We start from the raw sequence: 17,728 nt of genomic DNA on the forward strand, positions 1-17,728 counted from the left end.
CGCACGGATCTAGTCATAGAAAGGGCGCGATTCTCTGGGGGAGGTCGGCAGATTTCGACCGCTAGGTATCCCTGACTGGAACTCAGATCGGCCGGACACGAAGTACGCGAGGTGGCCATGAAAAAGCCGCCTCAAGGGCGGCTTTTTGGATTCGGCCGCCACACTGAATAGTGAGGCGACCGCGTTGACGATTACCTGGAAAGCACCAGGAGAGTCGCGCCAGGAGGCAGTGGGATCGACGGCGTGCTCATCGGAGTCAATGCGCCCGAAGTGGCATCGATCTTGAAGCCCAAGCCAGTAGTGCCGATGACGTCTTGGACATATGCGAAACGGCCAGCCGGATCCACCGTGACGAACTGTGGATTGCCGCCTACAGCAATGCTCGACACAGGCGCGGAACTCAGCACACCCGATGCAGGGTCGAGCGCATACGTGTCCACCTTCCCATTGAAGCTATCCGCGACGTACACGAATCGACCAGAAGGGGCCACGGTGAGGAGGGTCACCGGATTCGACGTGGTGATGGTCGGAACGCTCAGCGGGGTCAGCGCGCCGTTCGCGGCATTGATTGAGAACATCGCAATCGTATTGCCGAGAGGATTCGGCATATAGGCAAAACGCCCCATGGGATCCACGAAGATCCCCTGTATCGGGCCAGTTAGCGCGGTCGGTGCTCCACTCGCGGTCAATTCCCCTGTGGTCTGGTTGATCGCCAAGGGCAGTATTTCGCTGTCGACCGCACTCACCGCAAGAATAAATCGTCCCAGCGGGTCGATCGTTAGCAGTTGCGGGCTGAGCGGTGATGTCAGTACAAAGGGTTTTCCGGTATCGCTCAAGGCGCCCGTGGTCTGGTCAATGGCGAAGATCGTGATTTGCGCTTGGGTGATCACATACAAGAAGCGGCCGGTCGGCTCTACTGCGAGTGCAACAGGATTGGGAGACGTAGTAACCGTGGGCACGGCCATTGCGCTCAGTGCACCGGTCGTTGTGTCGATGGTGAAGTTGGAGAGGGTGCTGCTGCCAATATTCATCACATACGCGAACCGACCGGTGGGGTGCACGGCTGTGAAGATCGGCTGGGACCCTGCGCCTACCGCGGGTGCGGCGATCGCAGTCAACACGCCCGAAGCCGCGTCGATGTTGAAGCCGGTGACCGTGTTTGTGAGTTGTGACGGGACATAGGCGAAGCGAGCCGGAGGAGCGGCGCACGTTACGGCCACATTGGCGACGGCGGCATCAGCAACCGTGCCGCTGCCGTCGCTGACCGTGCACACGCGGGTCAGAATTCTCGATTGGCTTTTCACCGTGACCGCATAGTTCGCGCCCTTTGCGACTTGCGCAGAGAAGGTGAAGGTGCCATCGGCCGCGATGGGCAGGTCGTCACCGCCGTTGTTCTGCAGGACGAGTCCGTCTCCGATCAACCCGGTGACAGTGCCGCCAACGTTGTAAGTGGCGGGCGCCGGAGGTGGCGGAGGTGTAACGGGGATGATCGGAAGGAATCCGCCTCCGCCGCCGCCCCCGCCGCCGCAGGCGGTAAGAGTGGCGATCAAGCCGAGCGTGAGGGCGTGCTTTAGGTCAAATCGATTGCGCAGAAGGTGTTTCATTTGTGCGTTGAATTGGTTTGCGGCATGAAATGTTGATGCCGGTGCTCGTAGAGCGAATAAAGCGCTACGCAGCGGAGGCAGCGCAGGATACAAACCTATTACAACGAATGCAACTGGGTGTTACATGTAGCGGCGACGCCGTTTCCGGGCGGCTTCGGTTGCAGCAGCAGTGGCACACGATTGACCCGCTTGATTTGGAGGACGTCGCGCGTGACCTCTGCTGCAACTAATGGTTGATAGCGATGCCGCCCGAGCACGCTGCGGTGGCTGGTTGAAACCGCTCAATGAACTGGGGTAGATTGAGGATTCGACTCCCCACTGACGACAGGAGCATTCATGCCAATGGATTTCCTCCAGCGCATCGAAGAGGCCTCGTTTCCCTTAGCGGTTCGGTCTGAAGACGACATCCGCCGCGCGGCCGTGCTTGCCGCTGCTCAGCTTGTAGAAGCCGTGTTGCCGCCATCGAGCAGCGAGGGCGCCGAGCAGAGAGTTGCCGTGATCCTCAGAATCACGCCTCGTGGGCGCACAGAGCTCAACCGATTGCGGGCAGGAGCTCATCATCTGTAGCCACTACCAAGCGGAAACGCGTAGGAGCCAACTCGAGCAGATGGGCTTGAGCTTTCGCCTGGTTGGCAGCCGCTCGCCCCGGGCACACATTCGACAAACCGATCTAGCGCCGTTCATTCGACGCCCGTTCGAGCGTGAGTCGTGTGATCAGATCGAGAGGATGGAGTTTGCCGTTGGGCGCTTCGGAATGCTGCCGTTGTTCGCGCAAGACGTGATCTATATCCGGCACCACTGAACGCACATCGCTCGAGCGGAAAGCGTTGCTGATGGCGCCAATTTCAAAAGGCCGTGGCTCAAGCCTTGGCACTGCATCGTGCCGTGTGAGGCGATCTACGCGCCGGATTGGCGCTCAGGAGAGCATGTGCCGACGCGCATCACGGCAGCCAGCGGCGAGGCTTTGGCGGTAGCTGGCATCTGGTGCCCTTGGAAGCATCCGGCTACTCGGCGGGGGAGAACAGCTTCGCCATGCTCACCATCAATGCAGACAATCACCCGCTGTTCGGATTGATGCAACAGGTGGGCGAGGAAAAGCGCATGCCGGTCATCCTGTCCGAGGCGGACTATGGCGCCTGGCTCGACGCTTCGCCGGAAAAGTCGATGGAGTTCATGCGGCAGTTTCCGGCTGAGGTCTTGGCCATGACGCCGGACCCGCTACAGTCAACCGATCCGAAGTCCACGCGTAAAAAAGCCCGCACGTAGCGGGTGAGTGTTTGTCGCGATTCACACGTTTCTCACACGTTTTTTGCCTCGTAGTCCAAAACCCGCATGGATAAAGGCCTTGCGGACGATAGTTTTGGGGTTCAAATCCCCCCAGTTCCACCACTCAAACAGAACGGCAGCCGTTGTCACCAACGGCTGCCGTTTTTCATTTCAGCTCGTAGCCTAGAGCTTCAGTAGCATTGGAACAGAACGCCGGATTCCGCAGGCGCTCTGCCGACCCACTTCGGTGTCAGGTCCTTCGCACTGCAGTAGTCCGCGGCCAGCGTGTAGCTGGGCGCACGCAGCACGCCTTCGCGGAACGGCACGATCTCGTTCGGGGCCGAACAACCGGTGATGACGGTGGTGATCAAGGCAAGAGGAAGCAGTGTGGTGCGCCAATTCATCGAGGCATTCTAAGACGCCAGCTCTGCGCCCGCGCTTGGCTTGCGTCCGGGATAAAGATACCTGAAATACGCGCCAGACTTGCCGAACAGCTGCTGCGCAAGCTTCACCGGGTCGTCGCCCTTGTGCTTCTCGTAGAGCACCGGTCCCCAGATGATGAAGCCGTCGATGCTCAGGCTCCGGGGCGCTGGCTCGATGGCCTTCCACGCGTGCGCGAACTTCGAGATCCAGGCCAGTGCCTCGGTCAACGCGTGATTGGTGGTGGGGGCAGGGTCGATATCTTCGGCGGTCGTAGACATGGCGGCATCCTTGATGAAAAGACTGTACAAATATACAGTAAAATACCGTCATGGAAAACATCCCGGCCACCCTCTGGATCGCCGCCTGCGCGCATCGGTTGCGGCAGCGCTGGCACACGGTCGATGCGCTCGAACTGGAAGACGTCGCGCGCACGCTCCGGCGCGATGCGCGGCTGCGGGCCATGCCGCCCGACGAGGCCGCCATCGATTGGCTTCGTCCTCTCACGGAAGCCTCCGGGCCCGCACCCGCCGTTTCCTCTCGCCAGCTGCCTTCGGGGCAGCACCCAATTTCTCCTTGACGGGTTCGCCGTCCCCCGCCGGTCAACCTGTGCGGGGTCCTTGATGCCATGCCAGCAGAAAGGCTTGAGCCCAGCGTCACCGCTGGGTTTTTTTTGCCTGATCGCGGGGCTATAGTCGGCCAGCGCTGTCACATCGCGACCCCAGAACCTCCCAGATCCCAAGGACACACGTGCCGGATTCACTGACCTCCACGCTGACCAGCTACTACGACTCGGTGCCCTACGACTCGCATCCGTTTCCACAGTCCGCGATGGAGCATCTGGAAGCGCTGGCTTTCCTGTTCGGACTCGATGCCCCGCCACCCGCCACGGCGCGCGTGCTGGAGCTGGGCTGCGCGGCCGGCGGCAACCTGATTCCCTTCGCGGCGCGCCATCCCGAGGCGCGTGCCATCGGCGTTGATCTGTCCACCGTGCAGGTGTCGCAAGGCGTCGCGGCCATCGCACATGCGGGCCTCTCGAACGTCGAGCTGAGAGCGTTCAACATCGCCGACATCGATGCCTCGTTCGGCCAGTTCGACTATATCGTCTGCCACGGCGTCTACAGCTGGGTGCCGGGCCCGGTGCAGGACGCGATCCTGCGCATCTGCGCGGAGAACCTCGCGCCGAACGGCGTGGCCTACGTGAGCTACAACGTGTACCCCGGCTGGAAGGCGCGCGAGATCGTGCGCGACGCGATGATCCTGCGCGGCGGCCCGCGCGACACGCCCGAGGAAAAGCTGGCCTACGCGCGCGGCATGCTCGAGTTCCTCGAGCAGTCGGCGCGCCCCGACAGCGTGCTCAAGAAAACGCTCGAGGAGACCATGCCCATCGTGCGCGGCTCCAGTGGCTACTACCTGCTGCACGAGTTCCTGGAGCCCTGCAACGAGCCCTGCTACTTCAAGGAGTTCGCCGCGCGTGCCGATGCCCGCGGGCTGGCATACCTGTGCGATGCCGAGCCCTCGACGATGTTCGTGCAGAACTACGGCGAGAAGGTGCGCGATCCGCTGCTGCGCGAATGCGGCGGCAGCCAGATCATGATGGAGCAGTACCTCGACTTCCTGGTCAACCGCACCTTCCGCCAGACGCTGCTTGTCAAGCAGGAGCGCGCGAGAGACATCCGCTACCGCCTCGATCCGGCGCGCATCCGTGCCCTCGAATTTGCCGGCGTGTTCACCACCGAAGACGGCGGCGCGCTCACGCTCGACGCGCGCGAGCAACCCTGCCATGCGATCCGCAACCTCAAGGTCACGCTGCGCCTGCCCGTGCACAAGGCCGTGGCGCAGGTGCTCGAGGCACGCTATCCGGCATCCGCATCGGCCGAGGCCCTGATCGACGGTGCGGCAAGACTCACCGGCGAGCCGCGCGATGCGGTCGAGCGCGTCGTGCTGGCCATGCTCGAGGAGCTGGTGATCCTCGGCGCCTTGCGTTTCCGGCGCACGCCGGTGCCGGCGGCGACCGAAGTCTCCGGCCTGCCGCAAGCCCTCGCCGCTGTGCGCGGCGCGCCTGGCCTCTCGCTCACGGCGGGCGCCAACGCGCAGGCCTGCAACCAGTGGCACGAGCCCGTGGGCCTCACGCTGCTGGAACGTAGCCTGCTGCCGCTGCTCGACGGCGCGCATTCGCACGAAGCGCTCGCCGAGCACCTGGCCGGCGAAGTGCGGGCCGATCGCCTGCGCTTCATCAAGGACGAGCAGCCGCTGACCGAGCCCGAGGCGCTGAAGGAATTCGCGCAGCAGCAAGTGGCGCTGGCCTTGAAGGACCTGCGGCGCAAGGCGCTGCTCACGGCCTGAGCCGAACACCCCATCCATCTTCTTCATCCAACTCAAAGAGGAGACTTCTCATGCAGCAATTCCACTGGACCCCGACACTGCGCGCCGCCGTCGCGGCCACGCTCGCGCTGACGGCCGCGGGCGCGTCGCAGGCGGCTTCGCAGGCGCCGGTCGCGGCCGAGCACGGCATGGTCGTGAGCGCGCAGCACCTGGCCAGCAAGGTCGGCGTCGACGTGCTCAAGCGCGGCGGCAACGCAGTCGACGCGGCGGTCGCCGTGGGTTATGCGCTGGCGGTGGTGTACCCGGCGGCGGGCAACCTGGGCGGCGGCGGCTTCATGACCGTGCAGCTGGCCGACGGCCGCAAGACCTTCCTCGACTTCCGCGAGAAGGCGCCGCTGGCCGCCACGGCCAACATGTACCTGGACAAGGACGGCAACGTCGTCAAGGGCCTGAGCACCAACGGCCACCTCGCCGTGGGCGTGCCCGGCTCCGTGTCGGGCATGGAATACGCGCGCGAGAAGTACGGCACCATGAAGCGCGCCGACCTCATCGCCCCCTCGGTCCAGCTGGCCGACAAGGGCTTCGCGCTGGAGCAGGGCGACATCGACATGCTGTGGACCTCCACCGCCGACTTCCAGAAAGACCCGGTCTCCGGCGCGATCTTCCTGAACAAGGGCCAGCCCTTCCAGGTCGGCCAGAAGCTGGTGCAGAAGGACCTGGCCAAGACGCTGAAGGAAATCAGCGCCAAGGGCCCCGACGGCTTCTACAAGGGCTGGGTCGGCAAGGCGATCGTGGCATCGAGCCAGGCCGGCAAGGGCATCATCACGCAGGCCGACCTGGACCAGTACAAGACGCGCGAACTCGCGCCGGTGGAGTGCGACTACCGCGGCTACCGCGTGGTGTCGGCGCCGCCCCCGAGCTCGGGCGGCGTGATCATCTGCGAGATGCTCAACATCCTGGAGGGCTATCCGCTCAAGGACCTGGGCTTCCGCTCGGCGCAGTCGGTGCACTACCAGATCGAGGCCATGCGCCACGCCTACGTGGACCGCAACAGCTACCTGGGCGACCCCGACTTCGTGAAGAACCCGCTCGATCGCCTGCTCGACAAGGGCTACGCCGAGAAGATCCGCGCGGCCATCGACCCGAAGAAGGCCGGCGTCTCCAAGGACATCAAGCCCGGCGTCGCGCCGCACGAAGGCAGCAACACCACCCACTACTCGATCACCGACCAGTGGGGCAACGCGGTCTCGGTCACTTACACACTGAACGACTGGTTCGGCGCCAAGGTCACGGCCGACAAGACCGGCGTGCTGCTGAACAACGAGATGGACGACTTCACCTCCAAGATCGGCGTGCCCAACATGTACGGCCTGGTGCAGGGCGAGGCCAACGCCATCGCCCCGGGCAAGCGCCCGCTGAGCTCGATGAGCCCGACGATCGTGTCCAAGGACGGCAAGCCGGTGTTCGTGGTCGGCACGCCCGGCGGCAGCCGCATCATCACGGCGGTGCTGCACACGATCCTGAACGTGGTCGACTACGGCATGAACGTGCAGGAAGCCGTCGATGCGCCGCGCTTCCACCAGCAATGGCTGCCCGACGTCACCAATGTCGAGACCTTCGCCATCAGCCCCGACACCCGCAAGATCCTGACCGACATGGGCCACAACCTGGGCGTGCCGCAGCCGGCCAACCACCTGGCCGCGATCATCGTTGTTGCGCCGTCACTGGGCGGCAAGCCAGTGGGCGCCAACCGTTTCTACGGCGCGAACGACCCGCGCCGCAACACCGGTTTGGCTGCCGGTTACTGATCCTGCAAACTCAGGGGCGGTCGTGCCACGCTGGCGCGGCCGCCTTTTTCATTTCTCATGCACCTGCAAGACATCCTCTACACCCAGGGCTTCGGCACGCGGCGCGTGTGCGCGGGCCTCGTCCAGCAAGGCCACGTGACCATCGACGGCAAGGCCGTGACGGACCCCTTTGCCGACCTCGACCCCGAAGGCCTTCTCTACACCGTGCAGGGCACCCCGTGGGCGTACCACGAGAAGGCCTACCTGATGCTGCACAAGCCCGCGGGCACCGAGTGCTCGCAGAAGCCCTCGACCTATCCGAGCATCTACACGCTGCTGCCTTCGCCGCTGCGGCTTCGGCCCAACAAGGGCGCGGTGCAGGGCGTGCAGGCCATCGGCCGGCTCGACCAGGACACCACGGGCCTGCTGCTCATGACCGACGACGGCCAGTTCATCCACAAGATGGGCTCGCCCAAGCACCACGTGCCCAAGGTCTACGAGGTGACGGCCAAGCACCCGGTGGACGAGGCCCAGATCGCCAAGCTGCTGGCTGGCGTGGTGCTCGACGACGACCCGAAGCCGGTGCGCGCGGCCGCCTGCGAATCCGACAGCCCGCTGCACCTGTGGCTCACGCTCACCGAGGGCAAGTACCACCAGGTCAAGCGCATGCTGGCCGCGGTGGGCAACCGGGTCGAGGGGCTGCACCGTTCGCGCATCGGCGACTTGTCGCTGCCCGCGGACCTGGCGCCGGGACAGTGGCGCTGGCTGACGGCCGAGGAGGTCGCGGCGCTGCGTGCGCCGACGAAGCCCGCCAAGCCCGAGAAACCACCGAAATAGGGGAGAGAAAGAGCGCCCGAACGGTCAGCCAGCCTTCAGGGCTGGCCGTTAAGATCGTCAGCTCTTTCCCGGAACCTTCCCTTGCGACTCCCAGCCCGCCCGAACGGCCGCATCGCGGCCTTCCTGTTTTCTTCCCTGACAGCCCTCTCAGCCCTGCTGGTCCACACGGCCGCCGCCGCTGCACCGCCCGAACTCTCCCCGATCTTCGTTCTCAACTCGCTGGACGCCAACGTCAGCGTGATCAATCCGGTCGACTGGACCGAGAAGCTGCGCATTCCCACCGGCAAGGAACCGCACCACATCTACATGACGCCCGACGAAAGGTCGGTCATCGTGGCCAATTCGGCGGGCGATTCGCTCACCTTCCTCAACCCGAAGACGGCCGAGGTGCAGCGGGTGGTCTACGGCATCATCGATCCATACCAGCTGCAGTTCTCGCGCGACATGAAGTGGTTCGTCACCGCGGGCAACCGGCTGAACCACGTGGACATCTACCGCTGGGACGGCAAGGACCTCAAGCTCGCCAAGCGCATCGCCTCGGGCAAGACGCCCAGCCACATCTGGATCGACAACACCAGCACCATCGCCTACGTGACGATGCAGGACAGCGATGAGCTCATCGCCATCGACCTAGCCACGCAGGCCATCCGCTGGCGCGTGGCCACCGGCGCCATGCCGGCCGACATCTACGGCATCCACAACGACAAGACCCTGCTCGTGGGCCTGACCGGCAGCGACGGCGTGCAGGTGTTCGACGTGGCCGGCGCCGAGCCCAAGCTGGTGGGCAAGATCCCCACCGGCAAGGGCGCCCACGCCTTCCGCTCGGCCGGCGACGGCAAGAGCGTGTTCGTGAGCAACCGGGTGGCCAACACCATCAGCCGCATCGACATCGCGACGCTGAAGGTGAGCGCCACCTACGCGGTGCCCGGCGGCCCCGACTGCATGGACGTCTCGGCCGACGGCAAGACGCTCTACGTCACCTCGCGCTGGGCCAAGAAGCTCAGCGTGATCGACCTGGCCACGCAGAAGGTGGTGCGGCAAGTCAACGTCGGCCGCTCGCCCCACGGCGTCTGGACTCTCGACCATGCCAAGCGTGTCTAGCCGGGTCCGCAGGGCCGTCGCTCTGGCGATGGCCGTTTCCGTCGTCCCCGCCGCCTGGGCGCAGGGCGGCACCTGCGAGAAGCCCGTCTACCTGACCTTCGACACCGGCCACATGGGCATCGCCCCGCTGGTGGCCGAAGTGCTCAAGCGCCAGGACGTGCGCGTCACCTTCTTCGCCGCCGCCGAGCGCACCACCACCGACGGCGACAGCCTGGACAACCACTGGGCGCCGTGGTGGAAGGCGAGGGCCGCCGAGGGCAACGAGTTCGCCTCGCACACCTACGACCACACCTACTGGCGCGCCGATCTGAAGGGCACCACGCCCACCTTCCGCGTGAAGCCCTCGGCGGGCGCGTTCGCCGGCCGCGAGTTCACCTGGACCGCCGCCGAGTACTGCGCCAACATCAGCAAGGCCTCCGACCGTCTCGCGCTCATCACCGGCAAGAAGCCGCTGCCGCTGTACCGCGCGCCGGGCGGCAAGACCTCGCCCAAGCTGCTGGCGGCGGCCAAGGCCTGCGGCTTCGAGTACGTGGGCTGGGCGCCCGCGGGCTTTCTCGGCGACGAGCTGCCGAGCGAAAAATTCAGCAACGAGAAGCTGCTCACGCAGGCGCTGGACACCATCCGCCCCGGGGACATCCTGCTCGCGCACCTGGGCATCTGGTCGCGCAAGGACCCATGGGCGCCGGCCAACCTGGAGCCGCTGATCGTCGGCCTGAAGGCCAAGGGCTTCTGCTTCCAGACCCTGCGCCAGCACCCCGACTACCGCGCCTGGATCGCATCCCACCCTTGAGGAAGCGGCCGTGATCGACTGGTTGACGGACCTTTTCTCCGCGCTGCAGGGCTGGTTCTTCGAGACCGCCGTGCAGCCGCTGGTGTACGCCATCGGCCTGGGCGGCTGGACCGAGGACGCCTTCGACGCCACCGGCTGGCTGCTGGTCGGCTTCATCCAGATCGTCGTGCTGCTCGCGGTGATCGGGCCGCTGCAGCGCTGGCGCTCGGTGGAGCCGGTGGTCGACCGCCACGCGATCCGCATCGACGTGCTCTACACGCTGATCCATCGGCTGGGGCTCTTTCGCCTGGCGCTTTTCTTCACGCTGCAGCCTTTCTTCGACGATGCGCTGGGGAGCCTGCGCACGGCGGGGTGGGGCACTTTCCACCTCGATGAGGTCTGGCCCGGCGTGACCGACGTGGCGTGGGTGGCCTTCGCCATCTACTTGGTGGTGCTCGACTTCGTCGGCTACTGGATCCACCGCGGCCAGCACCAGTTCAACTGGTGGTGGGGCCTGCATTCGCTGCACCACTCGCAGCGCCAGATGACCATGTGGAGCGACGACCGCAACCACCTGCTGGACGATGTGATCCACGACACGCTCATCGTCATCGTGGCGCAGCTGATCGGCGTGGCGCCGGGGCAGTTCATCGCCTTCGTCGCCTTCACGCAGCTGAGCGAGAGCCTGCAGCACGCGAACCTGAAGCTGGGTTTCGGCGCCATTGGCGAGCGGCTGTGGATCAGCCCGCGCTTCCACCGGCTGCACCACAGCATCGGCCTGGGTCACGAGTCGCATGGCAGGAGCACGCTGGGCGGCCACAACTTCGGCGTGCTGCTGCCGTGGTGGGACATGCTGTTTCGCACCGCGAACTTCGAGGACCGCTACGACCCGACCGGCATCCGCGACCAGGTCGAGCCCGGCGAAGGCGGCCGCACGCGCGACTACGGCCGGGGCTTCTGGGCGCAGCAGTGGCTGGGCCTCAAACGCATGGTCGGTCGCGGCTGAATCACCAGGGCAATCGCCCCGGGTCCGATTCCAGGCGTTATCCTCGCTGCCTCATGCGCCTGCTCCTCGACTCCTTCTGGCGCGCGGTCGCCTATTGCATGCTGCCGCGCGTGATCGTGCTGTCGCTGCTGCCGTTGGGCGTGATGGTGGTGCTGGGTGCCGGCCTCGGTTATTTCTACTGGGATTCGGCCGTGACCTGGACGCGCGGCGCGCTCGACGCCTGGCCGCTGCTGTCCAGCTTCTGGGCCTGGATCGGGCGGCTTTTCTCCAGCGACATCACTTCCGTGCTGGCCTCGATGGTGGTGGTGTTCGCCGCCACGCCGCTGATCGTGGTGGTGTCGCTCCTGATCGTGGCGGGGCTGATGTCCCCGGCCCTCACCAAGCTCGTGGGCGAGCGCCGCTTTCCCTCACTGGAGCAGAAGAAGGGCGCCTCCTTCTTCGGCAGCGTGGCCCGCTCGCTGGGCGTGACGCTCCTGGCGCTTGTGGCGCTGGTGGTCTCGATGCCGCTCTGGCTCATTCCGCCGCTGGTGCTGATTCTTCCGCCGCTCATCTGGGGCTGGCTCACCTACCGGGTCATGAGTTTCGATGCGCTGGCCGAGCACGCGAGCCCCGAGGAGCGCGCGACGCTGTTGCGCGCGCACCGGCTGCCGCTCCTGTGCATCGGGGTGCTGTGCGGCTACCTCGGCGCCGCGCCGAGCATCGTCTGGGCCTCTGGCCTGCTGTTCGCCGCCGCCTTCTTCGTGCTGGTGCCGATCGCCATCTGGATCTACACACTGGTCTTTGCCTTCTCCGCACTCTGGTTCGCGCACTATTGCCTCGATGCCCTGGCCCAGCTGCGCACGCAGCGCGCCGCGGCACTGGCCTCGGCCGAAGGCGGCACGCCCGCGCTCGAAGCAGCCGAAGCCAACCAGGCCGCTCTTTCTCAATGGGGTTCACCATGACACGCGCATTCGGTCTCATCGTCGTCGGCGACGAGATCCTCTCCGGCAAGCGCGCCGACAAGCACATGCCCAAGGTCATCGAGCTGCTCGCCGCGCGCGGCCTGCAGCTGGGCTGGGCCGAATACGTGGGCGACGAGCCGACGCGCATCACCGCGGCGCTCATGCGCGCCTTCGCCTCGGGCGACATCGTGTTCTCGACCGGCGGCATCGGCGCCACGCCCGACGACCACACCCGCCAGTGCGCCGCCAAGGCGCTGCGCGTGCCGCTCGCGCTGCACCCGGAGGCCGAGGTGCTGATCCGCGAGCGCATGCAGGACACGGCCAAGGAGCAGGGCACGGTCTACGAGCCCGACCGTCCCGACAACATCCACCGCCTGAACATGGGCGTGTTCCCCGAGGGCGCGACGATCATTCGCAACCCGTACAACAAGATCCCGGGTTTCAGCGTCGAGCACGTGCATTTCGTGCCGGGTTTCCCGGTCATGGCCTGGCCGATGATCGAATCGGTGCTCGACGGCCGCTACCCCGATTTGTTCACCCGCAACGCCATCGCCGAGAAGTCGGTGATCGTTTTCGGTGCGATGGAGGCGACCCTCACGCCCCTGATGCAGGCGATCGAGGAGGCTCACGCCGGCATCAAGGTGTTCAGCCTGCCCAGCGTCGATCACCCGCAATACGGCCGTCACATCGAGTTGGGCGTCAAAGGCGACCCGGGCCGGCTCGATGCGGCGTATACCCAGCTGATCGAAGGGTTGCACACTTTCGATGCCAAGCTTGGCCCAGAATTGGTGCGTTAAAAGTCATTGCACCAATTTGGGGAATTTCCTTCTGTATTTAAGCGGTGCATCTGCCGAGAAAGCCTCAATCCGTGAGGCGACAATGGCACAGAAACTGCATCCTTCGTTCCCGTATTCCAAACCACCATCCAACTCAGGAGAAACTGATGGCAAAGACCGTCGCCGATGTACTCAAGCTCGTCAAGGAAAACGAGGTCAAGTTCATCGACTTCCGCTTCACCGACACCCGTGGCAAAGAGCAGCACGTCACCGTGCCGGTCTCGGCTTTCGATGAAGACAAATTCACCTCGGGCCACGCGTTCGACGGCTCGTCCATCGCTGGCTGGAAGGGGATCGAAGCTTCGGACATGCAGCTCATGCCCGACCCCAACACCGCCAACATCGACCCCTTCTTCGAAGAAACGACGCTGATCCTGACCTGCGACGTGATCGACCCGGCAGACGGCAAGGCCTACGAGCGCGATCCGCGTTCGCTCGCCAAGCGCGCCGAGGCGTACATGAAGGCCTCGGGCCTGGGCGACACCGCCTTCTTCGGTCCGGAACCCGAATTCTTCGTGTTCGACGGCGTCCGCTGGAAGAACGACATGTCCGGTTGCTTCGTGAAGATCGATTCCGAAGAAGCCTCCTGGAACACCGACAAGGAATACGAGCACGGCAACACCGGCCATCGTCCCGCAGTCAAGGGCGGCTACTTCCCGGTTCCCCCGGTCGACAGCTTCCAGGACATGCGCTCGGAAATGTGCCTGGTGCTCGAATCGCTGGGCATCCCGGTCGAAGTGCATCACCATGAAGTGGCCAACGCCGGCCAGATGGAGCTGGGCACCAAGTTCAGCACGCTGGTTCAGCGCGCCGACTGGGTCCAGCTGCAGAAGTACGTGATCCACAACGTGGCCCACGCCTACGGCAAGACCGCCACCTTCATGCCCAAGCCCATCGTCGGCGACAACGGCTCGGGCATGCACGTGCACCAGTCGGTCTGGAAGGACGGCAAGAACCTGTTCGCCGGCGACGGCTACGCAGGTCTCTCGGACTTCGCGCTGCACTACATCGGCGGCATCATCAAGCACGCCCGTGCCCTGAACGCCATCACGAACCCCGGCACCAACAGCTACAAGCGCCTGGTGCCCGGCTTCGAAGCCCCGGTGAAGCTGGCCTACTCGGCCAAGAACCGCTCGGCCTCGATCCGCATCCCGTTCGTGGCCAACCCGAAGGGCCGCCGCGTCGAAGCGCGCTTCCCCGATCCGCTGATGAACCCGTACCTGGGCTTCGCAGCGCTCCTGATGGCTGGCCTCGATGGCGTGGAAAACAAGATCCACCCGGGCGAAGCCGCCAGCAAGGACCTGTACCACCTGCCGCCGGAAGAAGACGCGCTGATCCCGACCGTGTGCCACAGCCTCGACCAGGCCCTGGAATACCTGGACAAGGACCGTGCCTTCCTGACCAAGGGCGGCGTGTTCACCGATTCGTACATCGACGCGTACATCGAGCTGAAGATGCAGGAAGTCACGCGCTTCCGCATGGCGACGCACCCCGTCGAGTTCGACATGTACTACTCGCTGTAAAGCGGCCCCTCACGGGGAAGTAAGACGAAAGGACGGCTCCGGCCGTCCTTTTTCCTTGGCGCGGAACATCTTGTCACCGGTGGCCTCGAATTGCATGAAAATGCGCCTTTGTTGCGCCACCCACCGATTCACATGAAGACTGCTTCTCTCATTTTCCTGGCCGGTTCATTGTTGGCCGCCCTGCCGGCGGCCTCGCAGGAGCGCGTGTGGCGCTGCGGCAATGAATACACCAACAACGCCACCATCGCCCAGCAAAAGGGCTGCAAGGTCATGGAGGGCGGCAACGTCACCGTGGTCCAGGGCGGCGGCGGCACGACGAAGTCGTCGGGCGGCTCCGGTGGTTCGGGCTCTTCCGCCGCGCGCGCGCCGGCCGGCAGCCCCCGCGTCGAAGGCGTCGACCAGCGCGCCCGGGACGGCGAAGCCCGCTCGGTGCTCGAGTCCGAGCTCAAGAAAGCCGAGACCCGCCAGGCCGAGCTGCAGAAGGAATTCAACAACGGCGAGCCCGAAAAGCAGGGCAGCGAAGGCCGCAATTACCAGAAGTACCTCGATCGCGTGGCCGAAATGAAGGCCGAACTCGCGCGCAACGAGAGCGACATCGCAGGCATCCGCCGCGAAATCGGCCGGCTGCCCGCCAACAAGTCCCAGTAACCAGTAAACAACGCATGGCATTCGGGAAGAAGGCGGTCGGCGCCAACACGCGCTTTCAGACCTTCGACCTGCTGTCCACGCTGATCGCGGTGGTCAACAGCGACGGCTCCGTGCTGTTCGCCAACGCGGGCCTCGAAGACGCCCTAGGCACCTCGCGCCGCACGCTCGAAGGCTCGCAGTTCGGCGCATGTTTTCATGAGCCGCAGGTGCTGCGAACGGCCATCGACGGCGCCAGCAGCAACGACTTCGCCACGCTGCGCTACGAAGCCTTCTTGCGGCGCGTCAATCACGAGCTGATGCCGGTGCAGGTCACGCTCGCACACGGCGACAAGAAGGGCGAACTCATCATCGAGATGTCGCCGCTGGAGCACCAGGTGCGGCAGGACCGCGAAGAGCGGCTCATCGACCAGGCGCAGGCGAACAAGGAACTCATCCGCAACCTCGCGCACGAGATCAAGAATCCGCTGGGCGGCATCCGCGGCGCGGCGCAGTTGCTGCAGATGGAGGTCGAGTCGCGCGACCTCATCGAATACACGCAGGTCATCATCCACGAGGCCGACCGGCTGCAGACGCTGGTCGACCGCCTCCTGGCACCGCATCGCCGGCCGCATGTGGTGGGCGACGTCAACATCCACGAAGTCTGCGAGCGCGTGCGCTCGGTGATCCTGGCGGAGTTTCCGCGCGACCTGCACATCGAGCGCGACTTCGACGTGTCGATCCCCGAGTTCCGGGGCGATCGCGAGCAGCTCATCCAGGCCACCCTCAACATCGTGCACAACGCCGCGCAGGCCCTTGCGGAGCGCCGCGCGGCAGGCGATGCGCAGATCACTTTCAAGACCCGCATCGCGCGCCAGGTGATATTCAACAAGCAGTGGTATCGATTGGCATTGGAATTGCATGTAATTGACAATGGACCGGGTGTGCCGGACACGATCAAGGACCGCATCTTCTATCCGCTCGTATCGGGCAGGGAGGGCGGAACAGGCCTCGGGCTGACGCTTGCGCAAACTTTTGTGCAACAGCATCACGGCGTGATCGAGTGCGACAGCGTCCCGGGCCGAACCGATTTCAAGATACTGATACCGCTGCCCTAGCGCAGCACGGCAACAAGGAGATGCATGAAGCCGATCTGGATAGTTGATGACGACCAATCGATCCGCTTCGTGCTCGAGAAGGCCTTGCTGCGCGAAGACCTGCCCACGCGCAGTTTCACCAACACGCGCGAGGTGCTCGCAGCGCTCGAGCAGGCCGGCGAAGACGAGCAGCAGGGCCCGCAGGTCCTGGTGAGCGACATCCGCATGCCCGGCGGCTCCGGGCTCGATCTGCTCGACAAGATCAAGGCCAAGCACCCCGGCCTGCCGGTCATCATCATGACGGCGTTCTCGGACCTGGACAGCGCCGTCTCCGCCTTCCAGGGCGGCGCTTTCGAATACCTGCCCAAGCCCTTCGACCTGCCGCGCGCGGTCGAGCTCATCCGCCGCGCGGTCGACGAAAGCCAGCGCGAGGAAGTCTCCGAAGAACGCATGGTCGCCGCGCCCGAAATGCTCGGCCAGGCGCCCGCGATGCAGGACGTGTTCCGCGCCATCGGCCGGCTCTCGCAGAGCAACGTCACGGTGCTCATCACCGGCGAATCGGGCTCGGGCAAGGAGCTGGTGGCGCGTGCGCTGCACAAGCACTCGCCGCGCGCCAACGGCCCGTTCGTGGCCATCAACACCGCGGCGATTCCGAAGGACTTGCTGGAGAGCGAACTCTTCGGCCACGAGCGCGGCGCCTTCACCGGCGCGCAGACCATGCGCCGCGGCCGCTTCGAGCAGGCCGAGGGCGGCACGCTCTTTCTCGACGAAATCGGCGACATGCCCTTCGACCTGCAGACGCGCCTCTTGCGCGTGCTGAGCGACGGCCACTTCTACCGCGTGGGCGGCCACAACTCGGTCAAGGCCAACGTGCGCGTGATCGCCGCGACCCACCAGGACCTGGAGCAGCGCGTGAAGCTCGGCGGCTTCCGCGAAGACTTGTTCCACCGCCTGAACGTGATCCGCCTGCGCCTGCCGGCGCTGCGCGAACGCGGCGAGGACGTGCCCGCGCTCACGCGCCATTTCCTGCAGCAGAGCGCGCGCCAGCTCGGCGTCGAGCCCAAGCGGATTTCCGATGCGGCGCTCGTGAAGCTCGCGACCTTCGGCTTTCCGGGCAACGTGCGACAGCTCGAGAACATCTGCCACTGGCTGACCGTGATGGCGCCCGCGCAGCTGATCGAAACCAAGGACCTGCCGCCCGAGGTGATGGCGGTCAGCGCCGACACGCATGCGGTCGAGGCGGCGGCACCGGTGGCCGCTGCCGCGCAACCGTTGGCTGCGCCCCTGCCGGGCACGGGCATCGAGCGCGAATCGGTGTCCGTCGCCACTGCCCCTGAAACCGTGGAAGCGCCCGCCAGCGTGAGCAGTTGGGAGAGCGGCCTCGAGCTCGAAGCCCAGGCCCTGCTGGCCGCCGGCCGCACCGACGTGTGGGATGCGCTCTCGCGCCGCTTCGAATCGCGCCTGATCCTCACGGCACTGGCCAACACGCGCGGCCGCCGCATCGAGGCGGCTCAGAAGCTGGGCATCGGGCGCAACACGATCACCCGGAAGATCCAGGAACTGGGCATCGAGTGAACGCCGGCCGAGGCATC

The 17,728-nt window shown here is 65.2% G+C and carries 19 protein-coding genes; 16 read left to right on the forward strand and 3 right to left on the reverse strand.

Annotated features, from left to right (window positions below):
• Positions 1-191: 191 nt before the first annotated feature.
• Positions 192-1,604 carry a lactonase family protein gene (locus JC881_RS21880; RefSeq protein WP_198787784.1) on the reverse strand — a complete coding sequence of 471 codons (1,413 nt, stop codon included), beginning with the start codon at positions 1,602-1,604 and terminating at the stop codon, positions 192-194.
• A 336-nt stretch (positions 1,605-1,940) separates the two neighbouring features.
• Between JC881_RS21880 and JC881_RS21885 the strand changes: the two genes are divergently transcribed.
• The 3 genes from JC881_RS21885 to JC881_RS21895 all read left to right on the forward strand — a co-directional run bounded on the left by JC881_RS21885 (position 1,941) and on the right by JC881_RS21895 (position 2,870).
• Complete coding sequence (locus JC881_RS21885) at positions 1,941-2,171, forward strand: hypothetical protein (protein ID WP_198787785.1); 231 nt, start codon at positions 1,941-1,943, stop codon at positions 2,169-2,171.
• Positions 2,172-2,412: 241 nt separating this feature from the next.
• Positions 2,413-2,679, forward strand: coding sequence for an SOS response-associated peptidase family protein (locus tag JC881_RS32875; RefSeq protein WP_198787877.1), 267 nt, complete (start codon positions 2,413-2,415; stop codon positions 2,677-2,679).
• Complete coding sequence (locus tag JC881_RS21895) at positions 2,637-2,870, forward strand: hypothetical protein (RefSeq protein ID WP_198787786.1); 234 nt, start codon at positions 2,637-2,639, stop codon at positions 2,868-2,870. Before JC881_RS32875 ends, JC881_RS21895 begins: the two co-directional genes overlap by 43 nt.
• A 191-nt stretch (positions 2,871-3,061) precedes the next feature.
• Here the strand turns inward: JC881_RS21895 and JC881_RS21900 are convergent, their stop codons facing one another.
• Together JC881_RS21900 and JC881_RS21905 are read right to left on the reverse strand one after the other, a co-directional pair.
• Positions 3,062-3,241: a hypothetical protein gene (locus tag JC881_RS21900; protein ID WP_233101957.1), complete on the reverse strand. Its 180-nt coding sequence runs from the start codon at positions 3,239-3,241 to the stop codon at positions 3,062-3,064.
• Positions 3,242-3,283: 42 nt separating this feature from the next.
• Positions 3,284-3,571: a hypothetical protein gene (locus JC881_RS21905; protein WP_198787788.1), complete on the reverse strand. Its 288-nt coding sequence runs from the start codon at positions 3,569-3,571 to the stop codon at positions 3,284-3,286.
• Positions 3,572-3,621: 50 nt separating this feature from the next.
• On the opposite strand from JC881_RS21905, the gene JC881_RS21910 reads away from it, so the two are divergent.
• The 13 genes from JC881_RS21910 to ntrC all read left to right on the forward strand — a co-directional run bounded on the left by JC881_RS21910 (position 3,622) and on the right by ntrC (position 17,711).
• Entirely contained in the window at positions 3,622-3,870 is a 249-nt protein-coding gene (locus JC881_RS21910) for a hypothetical protein (protein WP_198787789.1), read from the forward strand.
• A gap of 170 nt (positions 3,871-4,040) precedes the next feature.
• Positions 4,041-5,636, forward strand: coding sequence for a methyltransferase regulatory domain-containing protein (locus JC881_RS21915; protein ID WP_198787790.1), 1,596 nt, complete (start codon positions 4,041-4,043; stop codon positions 5,634-5,636).
• A 50-nt stretch (positions 5,637-5,686) separates the two neighbouring features.
• Positions 5,687-7,423: a gamma-glutamyltransferase gene (gene ggt / locus JC881_RS21920; RefSeq protein ID WP_198787791.1), complete on the forward strand. Its 1,737-nt coding sequence runs from the start codon at positions 5,687-5,689 to the stop codon at positions 7,421-7,423.
• 57 nt (positions 7,424-7,480) lie between these two features.
• Positions 7,481-8,239, forward strand: coding sequence for a pseudouridine synthase (locus JC881_RS21925; RefSeq protein WP_198787792.1), 759 nt, complete (start codon positions 7,481-7,483; stop codon positions 8,237-8,239).
• An 81-nt stretch (positions 8,240-8,320) separates the two neighbouring features.
• Entirely contained in the window at positions 8,321-9,340 is a 1,020-nt protein-coding gene (locus JC881_RS21930) for a YncE family protein (protein WP_198787793.1), read from the forward strand.
• On the forward strand, positions 9,324-10,130 hold the full coding sequence (locus JC881_RS21935; protein WP_198787794.1) for a polysaccharide deacetylase family protein: 807 nt from the start codon (positions 9,324-9,326) through the stop codon (positions 10,128-10,130). The genes JC881_RS21930 and JC881_RS21935 overlap by 17 nt, the downstream gene beginning before the upstream one ends.
• A gap of 10 nt (positions 10,131-10,140) precedes the next feature.
• Positions 10,141-11,115, forward strand: a complete 975-nt coding sequence (locus tag JC881_RS21940) for a sterol desaturase family protein (RefSeq protein WP_198787795.1) — start codon at positions 10,141-10,143, stop codon at positions 11,113-11,115.
• A gap of 53 nt (positions 11,116-11,168) precedes the next feature.
• Positions 11,169-12,056, forward strand: a complete 888-nt coding sequence (locus JC881_RS21945) for an EI24 domain-containing protein (protein ID WP_198787796.1) — start codon at positions 11,169-11,171, stop codon at positions 12,054-12,056.
• Positions 12,053-12,853, forward strand: a complete 801-nt coding sequence (locus JC881_RS21950; protein WP_198787797.1) for a competence/damage-inducible protein A — start codon at positions 12,053-12,055, stop codon at positions 12,851-12,853. The genes JC881_RS21945 and JC881_RS21950 overlap by 4 nt, the downstream gene beginning before the upstream one ends.
• A 146-nt stretch (positions 12,854-12,999) precedes the next feature.
• Positions 13,000-14,415 carry a type I glutamate--ammonia ligase gene (gene glnA / locus JC881_RS21955; RefSeq protein WP_013540245.1) on the forward strand — a complete coding sequence of 472 codons (1,416 nt, stop codon included), beginning with the start codon at positions 13,000-13,002 and terminating at the stop codon, positions 14,413-14,415.
• Between the two features lie 132 nt (positions 14,416-14,547).
• Positions 14,548-15,063: a hypothetical protein gene (locus JC881_RS21960; RefSeq protein WP_198787798.1), complete on the forward strand. Its 516-nt coding sequence runs from the start codon at positions 14,548-14,550 to the stop codon at positions 15,061-15,063.
• 14 nt (positions 15,064-15,077) lie between these two features.
• Positions 15,078-16,157 carry a nitrogen regulation protein NR(II) gene (gene glnL / locus JC881_RS21965; RefSeq protein WP_198787799.1) on the forward strand — a complete coding sequence of 360 codons (1,080 nt, stop codon included), beginning with the start codon at positions 15,078-15,080 and terminating at the stop codon, positions 16,155-16,157.
• A 24-nt stretch (positions 16,158-16,181) separates the two neighbouring features.
• The gene (ntrC, locus tag JC881_RS21970) at positions 16,182-17,711 is read left to right on the forward strand and encodes a nitrogen regulation protein NR(I) (RefSeq protein ID WP_198787800.1); all 1,530 of its coding nucleotides are present in this window, start codon (positions 16,182-16,184) and stop codon (positions 17,709-17,711) included.
• The last annotated feature ends 17 nt before the right edge of the window (positions 17,712-17,728 follow it).

Origin of the sequence: Variovorax sp. IB41, assembly GCF_016405905.1 — a bacterium.
Classification (GTDB): Bacteria; Pseudomonadota; Gammaproteobacteria; order Burkholderiales; family Burkholderiaceae_C; genus Variovorax.

Bases quoted from the DNA above. Each gene is read 5' to 3' on its own strand.
- JC881_RS21880 (WP_198787784.1), bottom strand. From the start codon at position 1,604: ATGAAACACCTTCTGCGCAATCGATTTGACCTAAAGCACGCCCTCACG.
- JC881_RS21885 (WP_198787785.1), top strand. From the start codon at position 1,941: ATGCCAATGGATTTCCTCCAGCGCATCGAAGAGGCCTCGTTTCCCTTA.
- JC881_RS21895 (WP_198787786.1), top strand. From the start codon at position 2,637: ATGCTCACCATCAATGCAGACAATCACCCGCTGTTCGGATTGATGCAA.
- JC881_RS21905 (WP_198787788.1), bottom strand. From the start codon at position 3,571: ATGTCTACGACCGCCGAAGATATCGACCCTGCCCCCACCACCAATCAC.
- JC881_RS21910 (WP_198787789.1), top strand. From the start codon at position 3,622: ATGGAAAACATCCCGGCCACCCTCTGGATCGCCGCCTGCGCGCATCGG.
- ggt (WP_198787791.1), top strand. From the start codon at position 5,687: ATGCAGCAATTCCACTGGACCCCGACACTGCGCGCCGCCGTCGCGGCC.
- JC881_RS21925 (WP_198787792.1), top strand. From the start codon at position 7,481: ATGCACCTGCAAGACATCCTCTACACCCAGGGCTTCGGCACGCGGCGC.
- JC881_RS21935 (WP_198787794.1), top strand. From the start codon at position 9,324: ATGCCAAGCGTGTCTAGCCGGGTCCGCAGGGCCGTCGCTCTGGCGATG.
- JC881_RS21945 (WP_198787796.1), top strand. From the start codon at position 11,169: ATGCGCCTGCTCCTCGACTCCTTCTGGCGCGCGGTCGCCTATTGCATG.
- JC881_RS21950 (WP_198787797.1), top strand. From the start codon at position 12,053: ATGACACGCGCATTCGGTCTCATCGTCGTCGGCGACGAGATCCTCTCC.
- glnA (WP_013540245.1), top strand. From the start codon at position 13,000: ATGGCAAAGACCGTCGCCGATGTACTCAAGCTCGTCAAGGAAAACGAG.
- JC881_RS21960 (WP_198787798.1), top strand. From the start codon at position 14,548: ATGAAGACTGCTTCTCTCATTTTCCTGGCCGGTTCATTGTTGGCCGCC.
- glnL (WP_198787799.1), top strand. From the start codon at position 15,078: ATGGCATTCGGGAAGAAGGCGGTCGGCGCCAACACGCGCTTTCAGACC.
- ntrC (WP_198787800.1), top strand. From the start codon at position 16,182: ATGAAGCCGATCTGGATAGTTGATGACGACCAATCGATCCGCTTCGTG.